The sequence below is a fragment of the Edaphobacter sp. HDX4 genome (genome assembly GCF_036877565.1).
GTDB lineage: Bacteria > Acidobacteriota > Terriglobia > Terriglobales > Acidobacteriaceae > Edaphobacter.
Genome location: NZ_JAEDXW010000001.1, coordinates 263094 through 281803 on the forward strand (window position 1 = coordinate 263094; position 18710 = coordinate 281803).

The window sequence follows — 18710 nt, forward strand, 5'->3', positions numbered from 1 at the left end:
AATGGTGCACTCATGCAATAAGAGCGCACGAATGGGGCAGCCGGGGCCCGCTTCAGTGCAGATAAGATGGCGTATTGGTATCGATGATCTGGAACTCCTGCGGGGTGAGGGGGAGAGCCTTATACGCGCGGACTGTCTCGCGCGGAGTGAGCCCGCCACCGTAGGAACTGTCGGATCCCCAGAGGATGCGGTGGACACCGACCTGCCGAATGCGCGTGGCGATGAGATCCTTCTTTTCTTCCCAGTGACCGAATCCTGCGACGCCGGAGATATCGAAGTAGACATGTTGCATTCTCGGATTATGTTTCTGGATAGCCTCGATGAAGACCGAGAGGGCCTGATCGGTGGTGGGATCATCGTATGTTCCTGAGCCTGCCAGATGGGCTATTTGTATCGTGGCGTGCGGAGCAGCGGGCAGAAGCTCGGTAAGAAAGACGTGGGCTTCTTTTGCTCCATACGGACGTTTGCGTGTGACTGACGGGTGCAGGTGGATCACTATGGCCATATGGTGTCGATCGGCAGCGGCGAAGATGCGGCGTAGCTGCTGGACGTGCTGCGGATTGTCGAGATCGACGTCGGAGTTGCCGAAGTGCATCTTGAGGCCGGTCCGGAGGATCGGGTCGTGTGCGCAACGGTCGATCTCCCGGAGCGCGTAGTCTTTGAGAGGATTCACGCTACAGAAGGCCCAGAGACGCCCTGGGAATTGCGCCACCTGCTGAGCGGTCCAGTCATTTTCGGCGCGGATCTTCGTGTACTCGTCCTGAATGGGTGGAAGATTGGGATTGCTGTACTGATAGGCGAGTGAGAGGATCACCGCGCGGCGGATGCCTGCAGCATTGAGGAGAGATATAAGGTCGGCCGCGGAGAAGGGCTCAACCTGAGGAGCGCGCAGGTGGGAGGCCGGGCTGAAGAGATGCTGATGGAAGTCAGTAGCCGGTTGCGATCGCGCAAGTGGCGCAGCGAATAGAAGTGTGGCAACGAGAATGATGGCGGTTCTCATGGCAGAGAACTTTAGCAGAGCTAGTTTGCGGGGAATCTACCTCCACGGCTGAAGCCTTCAAGGCTAAGGCAGCTATCCTGCTGCGCGAGATCTGCCGTGGGTCACGCAGAATGTCAGCCGATGCGAGAGTGGTGTTCGGGGCTGGGTTGGGAGGGTTTGGCTTTGCGACTGAGGACGACGCGGCGGCGCTGGCGCTCGCTGGCGTGGTCGATCTTCTTCCAGAAGCCTACGAAGTAGTCGACGGCGGAGATGATCGAGACGATCGTCATCCAGTAGATCGCCGTGAGGGCGATAAAGTGCACACCGATGACGAAGCCGCCGTGGAAGCCGGGGAACCAGAGCCAGTAGTCCCAGCGGTGGGCGAGGACGGCGGCGACGACCGAGACGATCTGGAGGACGGTCTTGAGCTTACCAATCTCCGAGGCCTCGATGGTGAAGCCTTCGTTGGCTGCGATGGAGCGGAGGCCGGAGACGAGGAACTCGCGCCCGATGACGAGGACGGCGATCCAAGGAGGAACGATTCGCGGATTGTAGGCAACCAGAACGATGTAAGCTGCAGAAATCAGGAGCTTATCGGCCAGAGGGTCGAGGAGCATGCCCATGGTGGTGATCTGACCGCGCCTGCGGGCGAGATAGCCGTCTACGCCGTCGGTGATGGAGGCGAGGATGAAGACGATGGAGGCGATGATCTCCTGCTCGCCGCCGATAAGGCCTGGCTGGCCGTGACCGTGGAGGGGGAAGGAGGGCGAGAGGATCCAGATGAGCAGCGGGATGGCTGCGATACGGCTCATCGTGATGGAGTTAGGAAGATTCATCGCACGGTCTTCGAGGGCGCGCCTGGGCGGAATCGCGCCGGGGCGGTCAATGCATCAATTCTGCCACAGCAGAGAGGAAGGCTGCGCGGGGAAGGCAGGGACAGACCATGGGAATGTAGCGGCTAAGGATGGTTCGCGGCGGCTTTTTCGGCGGCGGCGACGGCTTTCCGGAACTGGGCGACGGCAGGGACGAGATGGGGCTGGAGAGCGTCGTGAGCTACGTATCGCCAGGCGGGAGGAGCTGCGAGGGGACGGGCTACGCTACCGTCGTAGACGGCGAAGGAGTCGTCCATCGATCCGATCTCGGTCTGGGTGATGGGTGACTGGCCGGCGGGACCGGGGGTGGGCCCCATTCCCGGATTTGTGGGCGGCTGCCCCTGACGGCCGCCGATCTGCATGCCGTTGTCGGTCGGGTTAATGGCTCCCACGCGATCGTTCTGTCGAGCGTCAGGGATGGTCTCGCTGACGGGGCGTCTCTGGCCGCGGCGCACGACGATGATGAGATCTGCGGGCTGGCCGGCGACCATGGGCTCGAAGCGGCCCCAGTTGAGCAGAGCTGTCTCGACGTCTTTGCGCGCGATCTCGTTGGCCCGGGGATCCTCGGGGTCGATTCCGGATTCGGGGTCGATGACCACGGCGACGGTCTTCGCGGTGAGGACGTAGGCGGGAAGGACGTTCTTCGATTTGCCTTTTGCGATGGCAAAGGGGACGAGGAGCAAGAGTGCAGTGAAGATTGCGACGGATCGAGTGCGCATTTCCCGCCTCCGGAAGACTGCGATGGAATTCTACTCCGATGGCTGTTCTTTGGCGGGAGTGTGCCGATAAGAGACACGTCTGCCCAAGAACTCTATGTCAATCCGCAAGCTGGCTGTGACGATTACAACGTTTTTTCTGCTTCCGATCGCTGCGGGGGCGGTGGCGAAGGTTCCGACTACGGTTGCGCTGAGTGTCACAACTCCGCTGTCCGTGTTCTACGGCGAGTCGATTGATGGCCTCGCGCAGGTGACGGCGAGCGATGGCACAACGGGGACGGGGAGCGTGACCTTCTATGACGGAACGACGAGCTTCTGCGTGCTGTCGCTGGTGAACGGAGCAGATTGTCCGGAGGGAACGGAGAAGGGATTCGCAGCGGGAACGCATGTATTTACGGCGGCATATTCCGGCGACGAGACACATGCGGCCGCGACATCGAATGCGGTAACGGTGATCGTAAAACAGGACACGACGACGACGGCGCTTGCGGCCTCTGCCGGCGCGGTGGGGGTGGGGGGCCAGGTGGTCTACACGGCCTCGGTTGCGGGGTCTCACGGTCCGGTTGCGGGGATGGTGACGTTTCTCGATGGCACGGTTTCGATGGGATCGGCGGCGCTGAGCGGAAGCGGGACTGCGGCACTGTCGGTGCTGATGCTGGTGAGCGGCGACCATGCCATCACAGCGCGATACGAGGGAGACGGGAACTCCATGGGATCGGTCAGTGCGTCCGTCCATGAGACGGTTGCCGGGAGCTTAGCTGCCACCGCCACCACGCTTACGGCAAATGAGAGTTCGGCGGTGGCGGGAGAGAGCGTGACCTTCTCTGCCAACGTCTCGACGTCTAGAGGCGGAGCGGCGCCGAGCGGAGTGGTGACGTTCAACGAAGGGAATATGACGCTGGGATCGGGAAGGGTGCAGGCAGGCGTGGCGAGTTGGAGTACGTCCGGACTGACTGCAGGAACCCACCGTATCGTGGCGGATTATGCCGGGGATAGTCTGACGGGGCCGAGCGTATCTGCTCCGTTGACTGTCGTGGTGAGTAGCCAACAGGCTTCGGGTGGAGTGGCGCTAGGTACCACGACGGCAACAGTGGCGGCGGGGGATACGGTGAGTATACCGGTGACGGTAAACGGGAGTGCAGGGATGGCGAAGGCTGCCAGTCTGAGCTGCAGCGGTCTGCCCGAGGAGGCTTCGTGCCTGTATGTGGCCTCAGCCTCGGGCGGAGCGGCGAGCGGTGGGACGGCGACGCTGCGGATTTCGACCTCGGCGCCGCGGGACTGTGCATCGTCGACCCCCTACGGAGTACCGGCGAAGGGCGAGTTGCTGCCCCTGGGTCTGCTGGTGATGGTGGCAAGTCGACGACGGCGGGTTCTGAAGGGACTGATGTCGGCGGTGTTTGCGATGGCGCTGATGGGCGGGATGACGGGATGCGGAACGGGGAACTGTACCGACCTGGGGACCAGGCCGGGAACCTACACGATCACAGTGACAGGGAGCGTGGGCGGCGTACAGGTTTCGCAGAAGGTGAAGCTGGTGGTCACGCCTTAGGGAGGGACCTCAGCGGCTGAAGCCGCCTGCGCATAATCGATGGGTCGCACAGCTGGAGCCGTGCCCCCGGGAAGCGGCTCGAGCTTCCATCGAGGACACCCTTCGTGCAGCGAAGCGCTGGTATGAATGCTGTCCTTGGCTTCGCTTCGATGGCCTATACACGAAGGACACTCATGCTAGGTGCTTCTGGTATGAGTGGAGGCTTTAGCTTCTCAAAAGAGCTAGTGCGAGGTCGGCAGATATTGGTCTTCGCTTACCTGTTCCAGCCAATCGACAGGTTTGCCGTTGAGCTGTTCCTGAACGGCGATGTGAGTCATGGCGTTAGTGGGAGTTGCGCCATGCCAATGCTTCTCGCCGGGTCCGAACCAGATGATGTCTCCGGGCTGTATCTCTTCGATGGGACCTCCCCAGCGCTGCACCAGACCGCAACCCGAGGTCACGATGAGTGTCTGGCCGAGGGGATGCGTGTGCCAGGCGGTTCGGGCTCCGGGCTCGAAGGTGACGCTGGCTCCCTGGACGCGGGCAGGATCAGGCGCCTGAAACAGAGGATCGATGCGGACCGTACCTGTGAACCAGTCGGCCGGTCCTTTGACAGGGGCCTGCGTGCCGTTACGTTTGATTTCCATTTATCGTTCTCTCTCTTTCAATGTTTATCAAGCATAGATGCCGCGCTGACGAGTGGTGTAGGCGACACGGTCAATCGCGAGCATGTAGGCGGCAATACGGTTGTTGACCTCGTGGTTGCGGGCGTAGCTGATGACGTCGCGAAAGCTCTCGCTCATGATGTGGTCGAGACGCTGGTTGACTTCGGACTCGGTCCAGAAGTAGCCCATGCGGTCCTGCACCCACTCGAAGTAGCTGGTGGTGACGCCTCCGGCGTTGGCCAGGATGTCGGGGATGACGAACACTTTCTTGGCGGCGAGGATGTCATCTGCGACGGGAGTGGTGGGTCCGTTGGCGCCTTCGCAGAGGATTCTGCAACGCAGTTTGGCGGCGTTGCGGCTGGTGATGACGTTCTCGGTCGCGGCAGGCAGAAGGATCTCGCACTCATAGGTGAGCAGCTCGTCCTTGTCGGCGGCCTGGGCTCCGGGGAAGCCGTTGATGCTGCGGGTGCGCTTGCGGTGCTCGGCGAGTGCGTGGATGTCGATGCCTTGGGGGTTATACAAACCGCCGTCGTATTCGGCGATGCCGATGATGGTGTAGCCCTTTTCGGCGAGCAGGCGGGCGGAGTTGTATCCGACGTTGCCGAAGCCCTGCACGATAACTCGGCAGCCTTCGACGGGCATGTCGAGGGCCTTGAGGGCCTCGTCGCAGACGACGGAGAGACCGCGGCCGGTGGCGGCGGTACGTCCGCGTGAGCCTCCGAGATTGACGGGCTTGCCGGTGACGACGGCATTGACGGTCTGACGCATGTGCATGGAGTAGGTGTCCATGATCCAGGCCATGGTCTGCTCATCAGTGCCCATGTCGGGGGCGGGGACGTCTTTTTCAGGTCCGAGGAACTCGATAATCTCGGCGGTGTAGCGGCGGGTGATGCGCTCGAGCTCGCCCTGCGAGAGTGTTTTGGGATCGCAGATGACTCCTCCCTTGGCCCCGCCGAAGGGGATGTTGACGACGGCGCACTTCCAGGTCATCCAGGAGGCAAGGGCACGGACCTCGTCGAGAGAGACATCGGGGGAGTAGCGGATGCCGCCCTTACCGGGGCCTCGGGCGACGGAGTGCTGGACACGGTAGCCGGTGAAGACCTCAATGCTTCCGTCGTCCATGCTGACGGGAAAGTGAACGATGATCTCGCGGGAGGGTTGACGAAGAACCTTCCAAAGTCCGGAGTCGAGATTGAGTTTTTTTGCGGCAAAGTCGAATCGAGCGGCCTGGGCCTCCCAGGGATTGGTCTCCTGCTCGAGGGTGAGGGTCTGCATGGTGGTTTCCTTTTGCTCTGTAGCTGGTATCAGCTGTTCTCCGGCCATTGTTTTTGCCTCCGTGATTGAGATGGAAAGGCATACAGCTGTGACCAGGTCGGTGGGTGGCCAAGCCTGCTGAGTATAGGACGCGGATGACGGGGTTTCAATGCGCCGAAAGCCGGCGGCGTATCGCGTTCGATATGGTCGGCAGGGCCGAAGTGGTACTTCGAGCGATGCCGTGGAGCTTCGGGGCGGCTCCACGCGGGAACCGCAGATCCTTCGACTTCGCTGCGCTTCGCTCAGGATGACACGCCTAGAGAGTGGGGGAATCCTGAGCAGCGGACAGGCGATGAAGCGATATCCCGGACGCCAGGTGATTCTCGGGCACGGGTATGATGGAGGCAGTCATGCCTGTTTCCAGCACAAATTCCCTTTCCTCGGAGCGCGATTTCCTGCGGCTTGGCCGCTCGCATACGCTGATCCCGGTCTACAGGACCGTAGCAGCCGATCTGGAGACGCCGGTCTCGGCGTTTCTGCGGATTGCGGCGGAGGAGCCCGAGGCTTTCCTGCTGGAGTCGGTTGAGGGTGGCGAGCATGTGGGCCGGTATACCTTCATCGGGATTGAGCCGTACAAGAAGATGGTGGCGCGTGGGAACGACATCACCGTCTCCGAGGGCAAGCGGGAGCGGCGGTTTACGGGAGACATCTTTCAGGAGTTGAAAAAGGCGCTGAGCGGACACACGCCGGCGAAGCTTGCCGGTCTGCCTCCATTTACCGCAGGTGCTGTCGGATTCTTCGCCTATGACGTGGTGCGGCAGATTGAGAAGCTCCCTTCGACCGCGAAGGATGAGCTGGGAGTTCCCGATGCCTGCCTGATGTTCTTCGACCAGGTCCTGGCGTTCGATCATGTGAAGAAAGAGATTCACCTGATGGTGACGGCGGATCTTCAGCGCGAGTCGCTTCAGGGTGCCTATGCCAAAGCGGTGCGCAGGTTGAACCGGCTGGAAAAAAGGCTGATGAGTTCCCTGCCCGCATTCAAAAAGAAAAAACCGGCGGAGAAGCTGAAGCTGACTCCACGGACCACGAAGGCGAAGTTCCTGAAAGCGGTCGAAAAGACAAAGGAGTACATCGCGGCGGGAGACGTCTTCCAATGTGTGTTGTCGCAGCGATTCGACTGCGAGCCCGACGTGGAGGCCTTCGAGATCTATCGCGCACTCCGCATTGTGAATCCGTCACCCTATATGTATTTCCTGCGATTCGGCCTGGAGGAGACCCACGCCTCAAAGGCGAGACGTGGGGCAGCCAAATCGTCTGTCCACCACATTGTGGGTTCGTCGCCGGAGCTGCTGGTCCGGGTGCATGGCCGCGAGGTGGAGTACAGGCCAATTGCAGGAACGCGGCCGCGAAGCGCCGATGAGGTGGAGGATCGCCGGATCGAAGAGGAGCTTCGGGCCGACGAGAAGGAACGCGCCGAACACATTATGCTGGTGGACCTGGGGCGCAACGACGTTGGGCGCGTGAGTGAGTTTGGTTCCGTGCGGGTGAAGGATCTGATGTTCGTGGAGCGGTACAGCCACGTGATGCACCTGGTGAGCGCGCTCGAAGGAAAGCTTCGCGAGGGGCTGGAGCCGATCGATGCGTTCCGCGCCTGCTTTCCTGCCGGAACCCTGAGCGGCGCCCCGAAGGTTCGGGCGATGGAGATTATCGAGGAGATGGAGCCTGCACGGCGTGGAGTCTACGGCGGAAGCATCTTCTACGCCGACTTCAGCGGCAATCTGGATTCATGCATCGCGATCCGCACGCTCTACATGGACGGGCCTCATGGGCATATCCAGGCGGGCGCTGGAATTGTGGCGGACTCGGTTCCGGAGAAGGAGTTCGAAGAGTGCCGGAATAAGGCGCAGGCGGTGGTTCGTGCCATAGAGAGGGCGCGCGGACTGTAAACGCTCGAGCGGATCGTTTCTACAGGTACGGCAATGGCCATAGAACGGGCGCGGGACTGCAGGTTTTGAGAAGAGTTCCGGCGGTGGGTTGGCAACGCTGAAGCGGTGCCCTTATCACTTGGAGAATTTAAAAGACAAGGCTCGACTGTTTCGGTCGAGCCTTGTCTTTTCGAACCGTCGAGTTTTATTTTGCCTATTCAGGCGATACGTCTCTCAGATCCCTTTTTGACCCTGCGGCGAGAGTAGAAGGGTACTTCTCTTCCGAGTGCAGGACCCAGAGCACTCCCCCGATCACCTGAGCGGCCGCAATGGCGCGGGTGAGATTCGGGTGTTCCTCGAGTGACTGCATAAGGTTCTGCCACGGTTTGGGGCCGTACTGCCAAGCGCGCGAATCGCGACGGGGGTGAACCAGCCCCATGACGCCGTCGCCGATGATGGCCATGGCTGTGAAGTGCTTCCAACGGCTGAAGTCGAATTGCATGAACGTTCTCCCACCCTATAAGAGCAACGACGAGGTAAGTTCGTTGCCCGCGGCGTAGAATCGGAATAGCCATGGTCTTCGTTCTCGACAACTACGATTCCTTCACCTACAACCTGGTGCAGTACATGGGCGAGCTGGGCGCCGAGATGGTAGTCAAGCGCAATGACGAGCTGACTGCGGAGGAGGTCGAGGCTCTCAAGCCGGACCGCATCCTGATCTCACCCGGACCCTGCACGCCACAGGATGCGGGCATCAGCATAGACCTGATTCGCCACTTCTCCAGACTGGAGCGCAGAGTTCCTATTCTTGGAGTGTGCCTGGGGCACCAGGCGATCGGTGCGGCCTTTGGAGGCGATGTGGTGCGTGCTCCGAAGCTGATGCATGGCAAGACCAGCGAGGTAGATCACGACGGAAGGACGATCTTCGCGGGACTTCCATCGAGGATGACCTGTACGCGCTACCACTCGCTGATCGTGAGCCCGAAGGGACTGCCGGAGGAGCTGGAGGTTTCGGCTCGAACGACGGATGCTGTGACAGGTGAAGAGACGATTATGGGCCTGAGACATCGCGAGCTCCCCATTGAGGGCGTCCAGTTTCATCCGGAGAGTGTGCTGACCTCGCACGGTAAAGAGATTATTGCGAACTTCCTAAAGATGTAGGTGGGCACGTGAAGACAGGTCGGCAGAGGTTGACGATTGGGCTGGCGTTCGCCCTTGCCGCGCCTGCGGCCTGGGGCCAGCAGAAGATTGGATCGGTCGGAGCAGAGGATGCGACAGTGGCGGGTGCGCTGGAGGTCGCCAACGGTCGCATCGAGCTGGTGGGAGCTTCGACGGTTACGGCCCGCGACCATACGGCAGAGGTAAAGCTGCAACGTGGCGGGGCGATCCGGGTGTGCTCGACCAGCGGTTTGCATGTGACGGCAGGCAAGGGAGCGGTGGAGCCTCCGCTGATGCTGTCGCTGGACCGCGGCGCGATCGAGATTGCGACACGTGTCTCTGCGAGCGATGTGGTGATAACGCCGGACCTGAGGTTCACGATGAGTGCGCCGGGGGCGGTGGATCTTCGGTTACGGGTCGCGAGAAATGGCGACACGTGCGTGGAGAATCGCGGTGCTGCGGCACCGGCAGTGAACGTTGCGGACCAGTTTGGCGAGTCGAGCTATGTGGTGAAGGCCGGCCAGCATGTGCTGTTTGAGCATGGAAGCCTGAAAGAGGTCGTCGACCAGGAGAGCGAACCGTGCGGATGTCCGGCAGAGCCGGTCGTTTCGGTAGCGGATGCTGGAGTGAGCGGTCCTGCGGTGGCGACTCCCGGGAGTGCGGTGGCAGCGACGACGGTAGCGGAACAGCATCCATTTCCGGCAGCCCAGAGCGCGGGTCTGGCGCCGGTGAGCGGCCCTCCGCAGGCTCCTGCGGGCACGGTGCACGCACAGGTTTCGACGACGCTGAGTTACGGCGGTAATGCCAGCGCCGGTTCCGGCGGGACTGAGGATGGATCTGGAAGCGGCACTGCGGGCGGAACTGAGCGCGGATCGTCGCCTGGAGTTCCAGCTGAAGGTGTTGCGGCGAAGGTTCCCGATGACAAGGCAGCGGTCGTGGCTCCTGCTCCGGCTGCTGCGGAAGAGGCCCCTGCAAAGAGTGCAGCAACGACAAAGGCTGAAGCTCCCCCACCCCCTGAAGCTCCTTCGCCGAATGATCTGATTCATTCGATTGGAAGGTTCTTCAAGAGGCTGTTTGGCGGCCGCTAGGACAGATGGAGTCAGGCGCTGCGATACAATAGATAGAGACTCGGGTTGATCGGACGCCAGGGCTGGCGCTGCCGCCGAGCAAACTCTCAAAACAAGCTGAAGATTCAGCCAAGATCAGGGGTTTTCAATGTCGATTCCCGCAACGCAGATGCGACCGGGCATGGTTATCAAGTTTAAGGACGACCTTCACCTCGTTTTTTCGGTGGAGCACCGCACGCCAGGCAATCTCCGCGCCTTTATCCAGGCAAAGCTTCGGAACATTCGTACCGGCGCTATGTTTGTCGAGCGCTTCCGTTCGCCTGACCCAATCGATCGGGTAATCGTGGACGAAGTGAAGATGGAGTACCTGTACAGCGACGGGGACGACTACTACTTCATGGACATGGAGACGTTCGAGCAGACTCATCTGAAGCGCGAGACGCTGGGGGATGCCGTGGATTATCTGCTGCCGAACCTTACGATTGCCGTAAGCTTTCACGACGGTAAGGCTGTTGGCATCGAGCTGCCGAATGTGGTCGAGATGACGGTCATGGAGACGGAGCCAGGCATCAAGTCGGCGACGGCGTCTTCCGTGACGAAGCCTGCGAAGCTGGAGACAGGTCTGGTCGTCCAGGTTCCTCCGTTCATCAATGAAGGCGAGAAGATTCGCGTGGATACTGCTGAAGGCGCGTACATGAGCCGCGCGTAACACAAGTTGAATCGAGACTGAGATGGGGCGGAGCGCAGGCTCTGCCCCTTTGCCTTGCGGGGTGTCGGCTTGCGTGGTGTGGGAACGCTCTGCGAAACTGAAGGCTCCATGGTGCGTTATTACCTCGTCAAAGGCCGGGTTCAGGGTGTGGGTTTCCGCTGGTTCGTGCATCGCGAGGCGGCGGAGCTTGGCTTGCGTGGATGGGTTCGCAATACTGAGACAGGTCATGTTGAGGTGGTCGCCTCCGGTGATGCGGAGAGGCTGGCTGAGCTCAAGTCCTCCCTGAAAAAGGGATCGCGGGGTAGCCGCGTGGACGCCGTCCTCGAAGAGCAGCTGGCTGACAGTGAAGATGAGAAGCTGGGACCGTTTGTAATCGAAGGAGCCTGGTAGGAGAAGAATGCAGAACGCGAATCTGATTAATTGTGAGCCGTTGAAGGCTCTTGTGCGAACGGTACCCGACTTCCCCAAGCCGGGAATTCTGTTTTACGACATTACGACGCTCCTTAAAGACAAGACCGGTTTTGCGCAGCTGATCGATGCCTTCGCAGCGTATTACATCGGCCAGGATATCGATCTTGTGCTGGGCATCGAAGCGCGTGGATTTATCTTCGGCCCTGCACTGGCTTATCGTCTGAATGCGGGATTCGTTCCCGTGCGAAAGCCGAAGAAGCTTCCCGCCGAGACGGCACGCGTGAGCTATGACCTGGAGTATGGAACCGATTCGCTCGAGATCCATCTTGATGCGATCAAGCCACGCCAACGCGTGATCATCGTCGATGACCTGCTGGCAACCGGCGGCACGATGCAGGCGACGGTACAGCTGGTGCGGCAGATGGGCGGAGAGATTGCCGGACTTGGATTTGCGGTGGAGCTGGACTTCCTCAAGGGAAGAGAGAAGTTTCCAGAGTACGACGTATTGAGTCTGCTGCACTACAACGAGTAAGGCGCAGAATCGGAACCGGCTGGCCAGAAGGCTCGCCGGTTTGTTCCATGTGCGTTGTGACTGCGTCATTCGTGAGTTTGACGCATCCAATCAACAGCCCTCCCATGAATTGGAGAAATAGGAATGATTGCAACAAATGGTTACGCCGTACAGGCGGCGACGACGCCTCTTGCGCCTTTTGCTTATGAACATCGCGAACCGAGTGAAAAGGATGTTCTGATCGATGTGGATTTTTGCGGCATCTGTCACTCGGATATTCACCAGGCGAGAGACGAGTGGGGTAATGCCCTCTATCCGATGGTTCCGGGGCACGAGGTCATCGGCAAAGTAGCGCGGGTAGGCGCAAAGGTAACGAAGTTCAAGGCGGGAGATCTGGTTGGCGTAGGCTGCATGGTCGACTCGTGCCGTGAATGTGGTTCGTGCAAGGACGGCGAGGAACAGTACTGCGAGCGAGGCGAGACCGTCTTTACGTATAACTCGCGCGGTAAGGATGGCCGTCTCACCTTCGGTGGGTATGGCAATCACGTTGTCGTGGACGAGGATTTTGTACTGTCCATTCCCGCTAATCTTGACCCTGCCGCCTCTGCACCGCTGTTGTGCGCCGGAATCACGACTTACTCGCCCCTGAAGCACTGGAACGTCGGCCCCGGTAAAAAGGTCGGCATCGTGGGTCTCGGAGGACTGGGACACATGGGCCTGAAGTTTTCGCATGCGTTTGGCGCGAAGACGGTGCTGTTCACAACATCGGCGTCAAAGATCGAAGATGCGAAGAAGCTGGGAGCCGATGAGGTGATCCTCACGAAAGAAGAGGGCTGGACCGGAGAACATGCCGGAACCTTCGATTTCATTCTGGATTGCGTCTCAGCGGACCATGACATCAATTCCTACCTGTCGCTGCTGAAGCGAGATGGAACCTTGTGCCTGGTTGGGGCTCCGGAGAATCCGCTGGCGGTTTCAGCCTTCTCGATTCTGGGAAGGAAGAACTTCTCGGGTTCGATGATTGGCGGCATCGCCGAGACGCAGGAGATGCTGAACTTCTGCGGCAAGCACAACATCGTCTCGGATATCGAGATGACGACGTTCGGAGAGGTAAACGAGGCCTGGGAGCGCGTCCTGAAGAGCGACGTAAAGTACCGGTTCGTGCTGGATCTGAAGACTCTGTAAACCTACAGGATAGGTTTCACAGCTTTACATCGGGCCCGGAGAGGCGGAGGTAATCCGCAGAGACTCTCCGGGCCCGATGTAGTTTTGCGACGGAACCAGTTCTCCATGCTGCTTGCAAGTCGATCCAGTGGCACACGATTCCCGACTTCCAATAGGCCGTCAGCGACGGGAAGCGTGTCGTCGAAGACCGCGTCGTTGGTGAAGTTCCGCATGGCGAAGCTGTCTATCCAGCGAATGGGACAAGGATGGGCCATCCCTTCGGTATCGATGCGTTCGATAGAGAGCCGATGGGCAAACATGCGAAGAGGCCCTCAGGCGAAGAGAGTAAACAGGGGAGAGTCGACCGGTACAGTCTGCGCGGGGCCGGCGAGTTTGCCTGTTCCCTGATCGCGGCGAAAAACCGTGATGGAAGCCGAGTCCTGATTGCCACAGAGGATCCAGTTGAAGGTTGGATCGAAGGTGAAGTGCCGGGGAGTTTTGCCCCCGCAGGAGATGCGTTGAACCTCTTTAAGAGTGCCCTTCTCGGCGATGGAGAAGACGACGAGGGTATCTTCTCCGCGATTGCTGGCGTAGAGGAAGTTTCCATCCGGTGAGATCATCACCTCTGCGGCGGTGTTTTTGTCAGCCGGGAAGCCCTGGGCGATGGTCTTGACCGGGCTGTTGGTGTTGACCAGGAACGCCTGCGAATGGGTCACCGAATGCGTCGTGGTCCAGAGGAGATGGTCGAGCGTTGAGTCGAGCTCATTGATGAGATAGACCCACCTGCCATTGGGATGAAACGCGATATGCCGTGGGCCGGAGCCGGGGCGAAGGCTGGTCAGCAGAGGATCCGAGGGAGTCAGTTTCGCCGTGCCAGGATCGATTCGAAACACGCTCAGGGCATCGTTTCCGAGATCGTTGACGATGAGAAAGCGGTCGTCCGGCGAGACGAAGACCGAGTGCGGATGGGGGCCGTCCTGACGTACAGGAACCGGACCATGGTGGCCAAACTTCGGATCCTTGTAGTCGAAGGTATCTACTGGTTGGGAGAGGGACCCATCCGGCTGGATGACGTAGGAAGCGATCGTTCCCCCGAAGTAGTTGGCTACGAACGCAGCGTGGCCGGTGGAATCGACCGAGATATAGGCGGGACCGGCGCCAGCTGACGTTACCTTGCTTTTCTCGGTCAGGATTCCGGTTGCCGTATCCAGATCGAAGGTGGTGACGGTCGCCGAGGGGTCAGGCACAGCGTTTACGGCAAAGAGAGAGCGCTTCCCCGCTCGCAGGGGCGAAAGAGCGAGATAGGAAGGCCGCAAGGTTTGCGCAGCCAATACGGGCACGCTGAGCTGCCCGGTGGAGGAGTTGAAGTTTGCCTGGTAGATTCCCTTGCTGACTCCCCTGGCAGTGTCAGTTCCGATGTAGACGCGCGGGGGAGCAGGAGGAAGAGGCTTCTTCTTATGAAAGGGCGATCTTAAATGCTGAGTGGAAGCAGCGTAGGCCGGGAAAAGAAAAAGGAAGCGCCGGCGTGTCGTCGTCATGGCAGCTAGGCTGGCTCTCCTGGAAGGTGGATTGCCATCTCATCTTCGGCCCGGACATTCTCATTGATGATCGGCAGACTGGGCAGCTGAGAGGTATGACCCACCTCCCGGACGACGTGATCGGCCTGCTCCAGGGCTTCATCCACCGTCATTGTGTACATCTCCCGACCGTTGTCGTAGCCGGACTCAATGGCTTGCTTGAGATAGCGGCCTGCAATCTGCGCGGCGAGATAGTCGGTGATGACGTAGCCGGTGCGGTGCTTGTGTTCGACCCAGGCGAGATTGGGAATAGCAATCCAGACCGGCCGCTTGTTGACGCCGAAGCGAATATCCGTGGCATCGGCGTGGCGCGTGGCAATGGCGACGACAGTTCCCTTCCACTGGCAGTGGAGTTCCTCGCCGGTCCAGCGATCTGTCACTTTGAAATCTTCATACATGGTTAGTCCTAGCTTAGTTCAGTGACTCGGAGACGGGCAAGGTCGCAGTCTGCAGCCATGCCTGATGATCGTCGAGGAATATCGGTTTATATCCCAAGTTCTGTACGGATTGCGCCAGCGATGGTGTCAGCGTGACGACGCATGACTGGTTCGGATTCGGCCTCGATCATGACCCGGGCGAGGGCCTCCGTGCCTGAGTAGCGGATGACGACGCGGCCAGTTTCGGCCAGCTCGGACTCTGCAGCGGCGATTGCGGCCACGACCGCCGGGATGGTTTCGAGCGGCTTCTTCTCGCGGACCTTGACGTTGACAATGACCTGGGGGAAGACCTTGAGATCGGCCACCAGCTCGGAGAGGCTTTTGCCACTGCGCTGAACGATATCGAGCAGCAGCAGCGCAGTGAGGAGGCCGTCTCCGGTCGTTGAACGACCCGAGAAGATGATGTGGCCCGACTGCTCGCCACCGAGTGCGGCGTTGGTGGAAAGCATCTGTTCGAGCACATATTTGTCGCCCACCGCAGCGCGAAGCATCTGGATTCCACTGCGTTTGAGCGCAGCCTCGAGTCCCATGTTCGACATGGTGGTTGCCACCACGGTGGAGTTGGTAAGCAGATCGCGGGCTTGAAGATCACGGGCTGCGAGCAGGAGAACGGCGTCTCCGTTGACGACACGGCCGTGCTCATCGGCAAAGAGCGCGCGATCGGCGTCACCATCGAAGGTGATTCCGAGATCTGCCTTTTGATGACGTACCTGGGCGGCAACGATCTCAGGATGGAGCGCGCCGCAGTTTTCGTTGATGTTGCGACCATCCGGTGAGGCGTGGGTGATGATGACCTCTGCCCCGCCAATCAGGGCAAAGAGTTCCGGGGCGACGGCCGAGGCGGCTCCGTTTGCACAGTCGATCAGGATACGGCGATTGTCGAGCGAAAGGCCGGGAACGGAGGCCAGCAGGAACCGAACATAGTCCGCCCGATCAGCCTCATTGACGGGAGGAGCACTCGGTGAGGCCAGCGTTGTATCGTTCGGAACGGCAGCGGAAGTCGAGCTCTCGATGCGCTTAAAGATCTCTTCTTCAATTGCCAGCTCGGTCGCATCAGGAAGCTTAAAGCCATCCGGGCCAAAAACCTTGATTCCATTGTCCTGCCACGGATTATGCGAGGCCGAGATCACGATTCCTGCAGCAAACCCATGAGCACGAGTAAGATAGGCGATCGCGGGGGTGGTGATGACTCCTGCGCTCTCTACGGTGGCACCACCAGCGAGCAGACCGGAGGTCAGCTGGGCGGCGATCGCTGGACCCGACTCGCGGGTGTCCATCCCGAACAGCACGCGCGGAGAGGCTGAGTCGGCTGAAAGGGTGTGTGCCAGAGCAAGGCCGATAGCATGGACACTGGCCGCATCGAGCGGATACTGTCCTGCAATAGAGCGGATGCCATCGGTTCCAAAGAGCTTCTTCATGAGTTGCTGTTCTCCGTTGAATCGGTTGCGGTGACCTTTGCCGAAAGCGTTCCTGAGGCAAGACGGGCCCGAATTTCCTGACCGGGTGCGGTTTCGCTGGAAGACCTCAGGAGCATTCCGTTTTCAGCGTAAACGAGAGCATATCCTCGGGCGAGGACACGCAAAGGTGAGAGGGCCTGCAGCCTTGCCGAGGCGGCGTCGAGACGGCCCTGGCGACGAGAGACCGCCTCTCGCATGGCGCGGTCGAGGTGTACGGTTCCCCGGTCAACGCGGCGATGGGATGTGGCCAGCCGGAGCCCGATGTCCTGGCGGCGAAGGCGCTCCTGGAGCGCGCGAAGCTTCTCGCCTCGCTGGCGGAGTGTCCGGGCAGAAGAGCGGTCCAGCCGCAGCAACAGTTCGTCCATTCGTTGCCCACGACGGTTGATGGAATCGTAGACACGCCGCAGCACGACAGGAGCCGAGAGACCTGTGTAGCGCTGACGCGCCTCAAGCAGATGAAGGCGCATGGCGCGACGAACGCGGACAGAGAGCTGGTCGACGCGGTCTTCGATGCGGTGCTGAGCCGCGGTAATTAGCTCCGCGGCGGCGGACGGTGTCGCCGCGCGAAGATCGGCGACGAAGTCCGCGATGGTGAAGTCAGTTTCGTGGCCGATTGCGGAGACGACGGGCAGCTCAGACGATGCGATGATGCGGGCCAGAGCTTCGTCATTGAAACAGGCCAGATCCTCCATCGACCCTCCGCCGCGAGCGATGAGGATGAGATCTGCAAGTCCGGGATTTCGATTAAAGAAACGAACTCCCGCGGCGACAGAGGAGGGGCTGGACGGGCCCTGCATGACCGCGGGGTACACGAGCAGGTTGAGTCGGGCGTGACGGCGCCGGATGACCGTAACGATATCGCGGATGACGGCGCCAGCGGGAGAGGTCACGATGCCAATGCAATGCGGAAAGGCAGGCAGAGCGCGCTTTCTGGATGCGTCGAAGAGTCCTTCGGCCATAAGGCGGCCTTTTAGCTGCTCGAAGGCAAGCTGAAGTGAACCGGCACCGCGGGGTTCCATCGTCTCGGCGATCAACTGAAGCTGACCGCGGGACTCGTAGATGGAGACGCGTCCGCGCACCAGAACGGCCAGGCCATCCATAGGCCGAAAACGGAGGAGCTGCGCCTGGCGACGGAAGAGTACTACGGGCAGCTGCGCGTCGGCATCTTTGAGGGTGAGATAGATGTGTCCGGAGGGGGCGGGACGGCAGTTGGAGATCTCTCCCTCGACCCAGATGTCGGTATGGGTCGCCTCGATTTGTTTGCGGATGCTGGCGACGAGGTTCGCGACGGCCCAGATGCGCCGCTCCGGGATAGCAGTGGAGACCGTCTCAGAAGATTCCAGTGGAGGTGTGGGCTCTTCGACCGTTGCCGGCGTACCTGGCGTAAAGAGGAGACTGGTCTGACCTGTGGCTGGTTGTTCCGATTCTCGTCCCGCGCGGCTGGAGCGAAGACCGCCTCGGCCTGCACGAAGGCTGGCGAGCGAGGGCGAATTTTGCTCCCGGGAAGACATATAGAGCTGAGTCTAGCAGCCGGGACTGAGAGAAGTCAGGCAGGAGTGGTCGGCTCACGGGTCATCCGGGTGGGTAGAAACGGTGAAAGAGGCGGAAAAATCTTCTACCGACGAAAGTGTCCGAAAAGCCAGAAAAGAAGGCTTAGAACAACGCTGATGAGGACCGAGCTGGCGAGCGGAAAAGAGACGGCCCAGCCCTTCCCTCTCCAGGAGAAGTCGCCGGGGAGCCGCCCCAGGGGGAGATTCAGGCGCGAAGAGATCACGAAGAAGATCCCTACCACGACAAGAAGAATGCCAAGCCCGATAAGGATGCGTCCCAGGTCAGACATATCTACATTTGATCATGCGCCAGCGAAGAGGATCTGGGTAGCCTTCCGGAGAAGGTCTTCCGGGGGGCAGGGCTTGGTCAGAAGGCCTACAGGGCCGCGGATGCGGTCCGTACACTCCTTGATATGTTTGAGGTTGCCGTAGGACCCGGTGAGCACCAGGATCCGGCAAGCTGGCATCTCCTGAACGATGTCCTGCATCAGCGACAGTCCGTCCCGCCCGGGCATAGAGATATCGCAGAGCAGGAGATGTGGACGGAACTCCCGCGCGTATTCCAGCCCATCGTCTGCGGAGTAGCGGGCCTGGGCGTCAAAGCCGCTTCTCTCGAAGATGACGCTTAGTGTATCGGCTACCAGGTGATCGTCATCTACTATCAATACCCGGCGGGGAGACGGATTTATGGTTTTATTTCTCGGAAGCACATAGCTTGTAGAAGCATTTC

21 protein-coding genes are annotated in these 18710 nt (G+C 60.2%); 8 read left to right on the top strand and 13 right to left on the bottom strand.

Annotation, left to right across the window (positions count from 1 at the left end; all coding sequences use genetic code 11):
* Positions 1-52: 52 nt before the first annotated feature.
* From JAO29_RS01080 to JAO29_RS01090, 3 genes are all read right to left on the bottom strand, one after another.
* Positions 53-1000, bottom strand: a complete 948-nt coding sequence (locus tag JAO29_RS01080; RefSeq protein ID WP_334266320.1) for an amidohydrolase family protein — start codon at positions 998-1000, stop codon at positions 53-55.
* A 113-nt stretch (positions 1001-1113) separates the two neighbouring features.
* Positions 1114-1815 carry a CDP-diacylglycerol--glycerol-3-phosphate 3-phosphatidyltransferase gene (gene pgsA / locus JAO29_RS01085; protein ID WP_334266321.1) on the bottom strand — a complete coding sequence of 234 codons (702 nt, stop codon included), beginning with the start codon at positions 1813-1815 and terminating at the stop codon, positions 1114-1116.
* Positions 1816-1937: 122 nt separating this feature from the next.
* Positions 1938-2570 (bottom strand): hypothetical protein, encoded by a 633-nt coding sequence (locus tag JAO29_RS01090; RefSeq protein ID WP_334266322.1) that lies wholly within the window; start codon positions 2568-2570, stop codon positions 1938-1940.
* Between the two features lie 94 nt (positions 2571-2664).
* Here JAO29_RS01090 and JAO29_RS01095 point away from each other — a divergent pair, with 94 nt between their 5' ends.
* Complete coding sequence (locus JAO29_RS01095) at positions 2665-4116, top strand: Ig-like domain-containing protein (protein ID WP_334266323.1); 1452 nt, start codon at positions 2665-2667, stop codon at positions 4114-4116.
* Positions 4117-4337: 221 nt separating this feature from the next.
* Here the strand turns inward: JAO29_RS01095 and JAO29_RS01100 are convergent, their stop codons facing one another.
* Positions 4338-4742, bottom strand: a complete 405-nt coding sequence (locus JAO29_RS01100; protein ID WP_334266324.1) for a (R)-mandelonitrile lyase — start codon at positions 4740-4742, stop codon at positions 4338-4340.
* A gap of 27 nt (positions 4743-4769) precedes the next feature.
* Complete coding sequence (locus tag JAO29_RS01105; protein ID WP_334266325.1) at positions 4770-6083, bottom strand: Glu/Leu/Phe/Val family dehydrogenase; 1314 nt, start codon at positions 6081-6083, stop codon at positions 4770-4772.
* Positions 6084-6424: 341 nt separating this feature from the next.
* Between JAO29_RS01105 and trpE the strand changes: the two genes are divergently transcribed.
* Positions 6425-7960: an anthranilate synthase component I gene (gene trpE / locus JAO29_RS01110; protein ID WP_334266326.1), complete on the top strand. Its 1536-nt coding sequence runs from the start codon at positions 6425-6427 to the stop codon at positions 7958-7960.
* Between the two features lie 193 nt (positions 7961-8153).
* On the opposite strand, the gene JAO29_RS01115 is transcribed toward trpE, so the two are convergent.
* Positions 8154-8441 (bottom strand): hypothetical protein, encoded by a 288-nt coding sequence (locus JAO29_RS01115; protein WP_334266327.1) that lies wholly within the window; start codon positions 8439-8441, stop codon positions 8154-8156.
* Between the two features lie 71 nt (positions 8442-8512).
* Here JAO29_RS01115 and JAO29_RS01120 point away from each other — a divergent pair, with 71 nt between their 5' ends.
* The 6 genes from JAO29_RS01120 (at position 8513) to JAO29_RS01145 (ending at position 12980) form a co-directional block, all read left to right on the top strand.
* A complete protein-coding gene (locus tag JAO29_RS01120) occupies positions 8513-9100 on the top strand; it encodes an anthranilate synthase component II (protein ID WP_334266329.1) in 588 nt (195 codons plus the stop codon).
* 8 nt (positions 9101-9108) lie between these two features.
* The gene (locus tag JAO29_RS01125) at positions 9109-10185 is read left to right on the top strand and encodes a nuclease (protein WP_334266330.1); all 1077 of its coding nucleotides are present in this window, start codon (positions 9109-9111) and stop codon (positions 10183-10185) included.
* Between the two features lie 127 nt (positions 10186-10312).
* Positions 10313-10873 (top strand): elongation factor P, encoded by a 561-nt coding sequence (efp, locus tag JAO29_RS01130; protein ID WP_334266331.1) that lies wholly within the window; start codon positions 10313-10315, stop codon positions 10871-10873.
* A gap of 108 nt (positions 10874-10981) precedes the next feature.
* A complete protein-coding gene (locus JAO29_RS01135; RefSeq protein ID WP_334266332.1) occupies positions 10982-11263 on the top strand; it encodes an acylphosphatase in 282 nt (93 codons plus the stop codon).
* A gap of 7 nt (positions 11264-11270) precedes the next feature.
* Positions 11271-11816: an adenine phosphoribosyltransferase gene (locus JAO29_RS01140; protein WP_334266333.1), complete on the top strand. Its 546-nt coding sequence runs from the start codon at positions 11271-11273 to the stop codon at positions 11814-11816.
* Positions 11817-11939: 123 nt separating this feature from the next.
* Positions 11940-12980, top strand: a complete 1041-nt coding sequence (locus JAO29_RS01145) for an NAD(P)-dependent alcohol dehydrogenase (RefSeq protein WP_334266334.1) — start codon at positions 11940-11942, stop codon at positions 12978-12980.
* 2 nt (positions 12981-12982) lie between these two features.
* Here JAO29_RS01145 and JAO29_RS01150 read toward each other — a convergent pair whose 3' ends face one another.
* From JAO29_RS01150 to JAO29_RS01180, 7 genes are all read right to left on the bottom strand, one after another.
* Positions 12983-13279 (bottom strand): hypothetical protein, encoded by a 297-nt coding sequence (locus JAO29_RS01150; RefSeq protein ID WP_334266335.1) that lies wholly within the window; start codon positions 13277-13279, stop codon positions 12983-12985.
* Between the two features lie 12 nt (positions 13280-13291).
* On the bottom strand, positions 13292-14497 hold the full coding sequence (locus JAO29_RS01155; RefSeq protein ID WP_334266336.1) for a lactonase family protein: 1206 nt from the start codon (positions 14495-14497) through the stop codon (positions 13292-13294).
* A gap of 5 nt (positions 14498-14502) precedes the next feature.
* Complete coding sequence (locus tag JAO29_RS01160) at positions 14503-14916, bottom strand: hypothetical protein (protein ID WP_334266337.1); 414 nt, start codon at positions 14914-14916, stop codon at positions 14503-14505.
* 104 nt (positions 14917-15020) lie between these two features.
* Complete coding sequence (gene glmM, locus JAO29_RS01165) at positions 15021-16391, bottom strand: phosphoglucosamine mutase (RefSeq protein ID WP_334266338.1); 1371 nt, start codon at positions 16389-16391, stop codon at positions 15021-15023.
* On the bottom strand, positions 16388-17941 hold the full coding sequence (gene xseA / locus JAO29_RS01170; RefSeq protein ID WP_334266339.1) for an exodeoxyribonuclease VII large subunit: 1554 nt from the start codon (positions 17939-17941) through the stop codon (positions 16388-16390). The genes glmM and xseA overlap by 4 nt, the downstream gene beginning before the upstream one ends.
* A 104-nt stretch (positions 17942-18045) precedes the next feature.
* Positions 18046-18270 carry a DUF2905 domain-containing protein gene (locus JAO29_RS01175; RefSeq protein ID WP_334266340.1) on the bottom strand — a complete coding sequence of 75 codons (225 nt, stop codon included), beginning with the start codon at positions 18268-18270 and terminating at the stop codon, positions 18046-18048.
* Between the two features lie 12 nt (positions 18271-18282).
* Complete coding sequence (locus JAO29_RS01180; protein ID WP_334266341.1) at positions 18283-18690, bottom strand: response regulator; 408 nt, start codon at positions 18688-18690, stop codon at positions 18283-18285.
* Between the last annotated feature and the right edge of the window lie 20 nt (positions 18691-18710).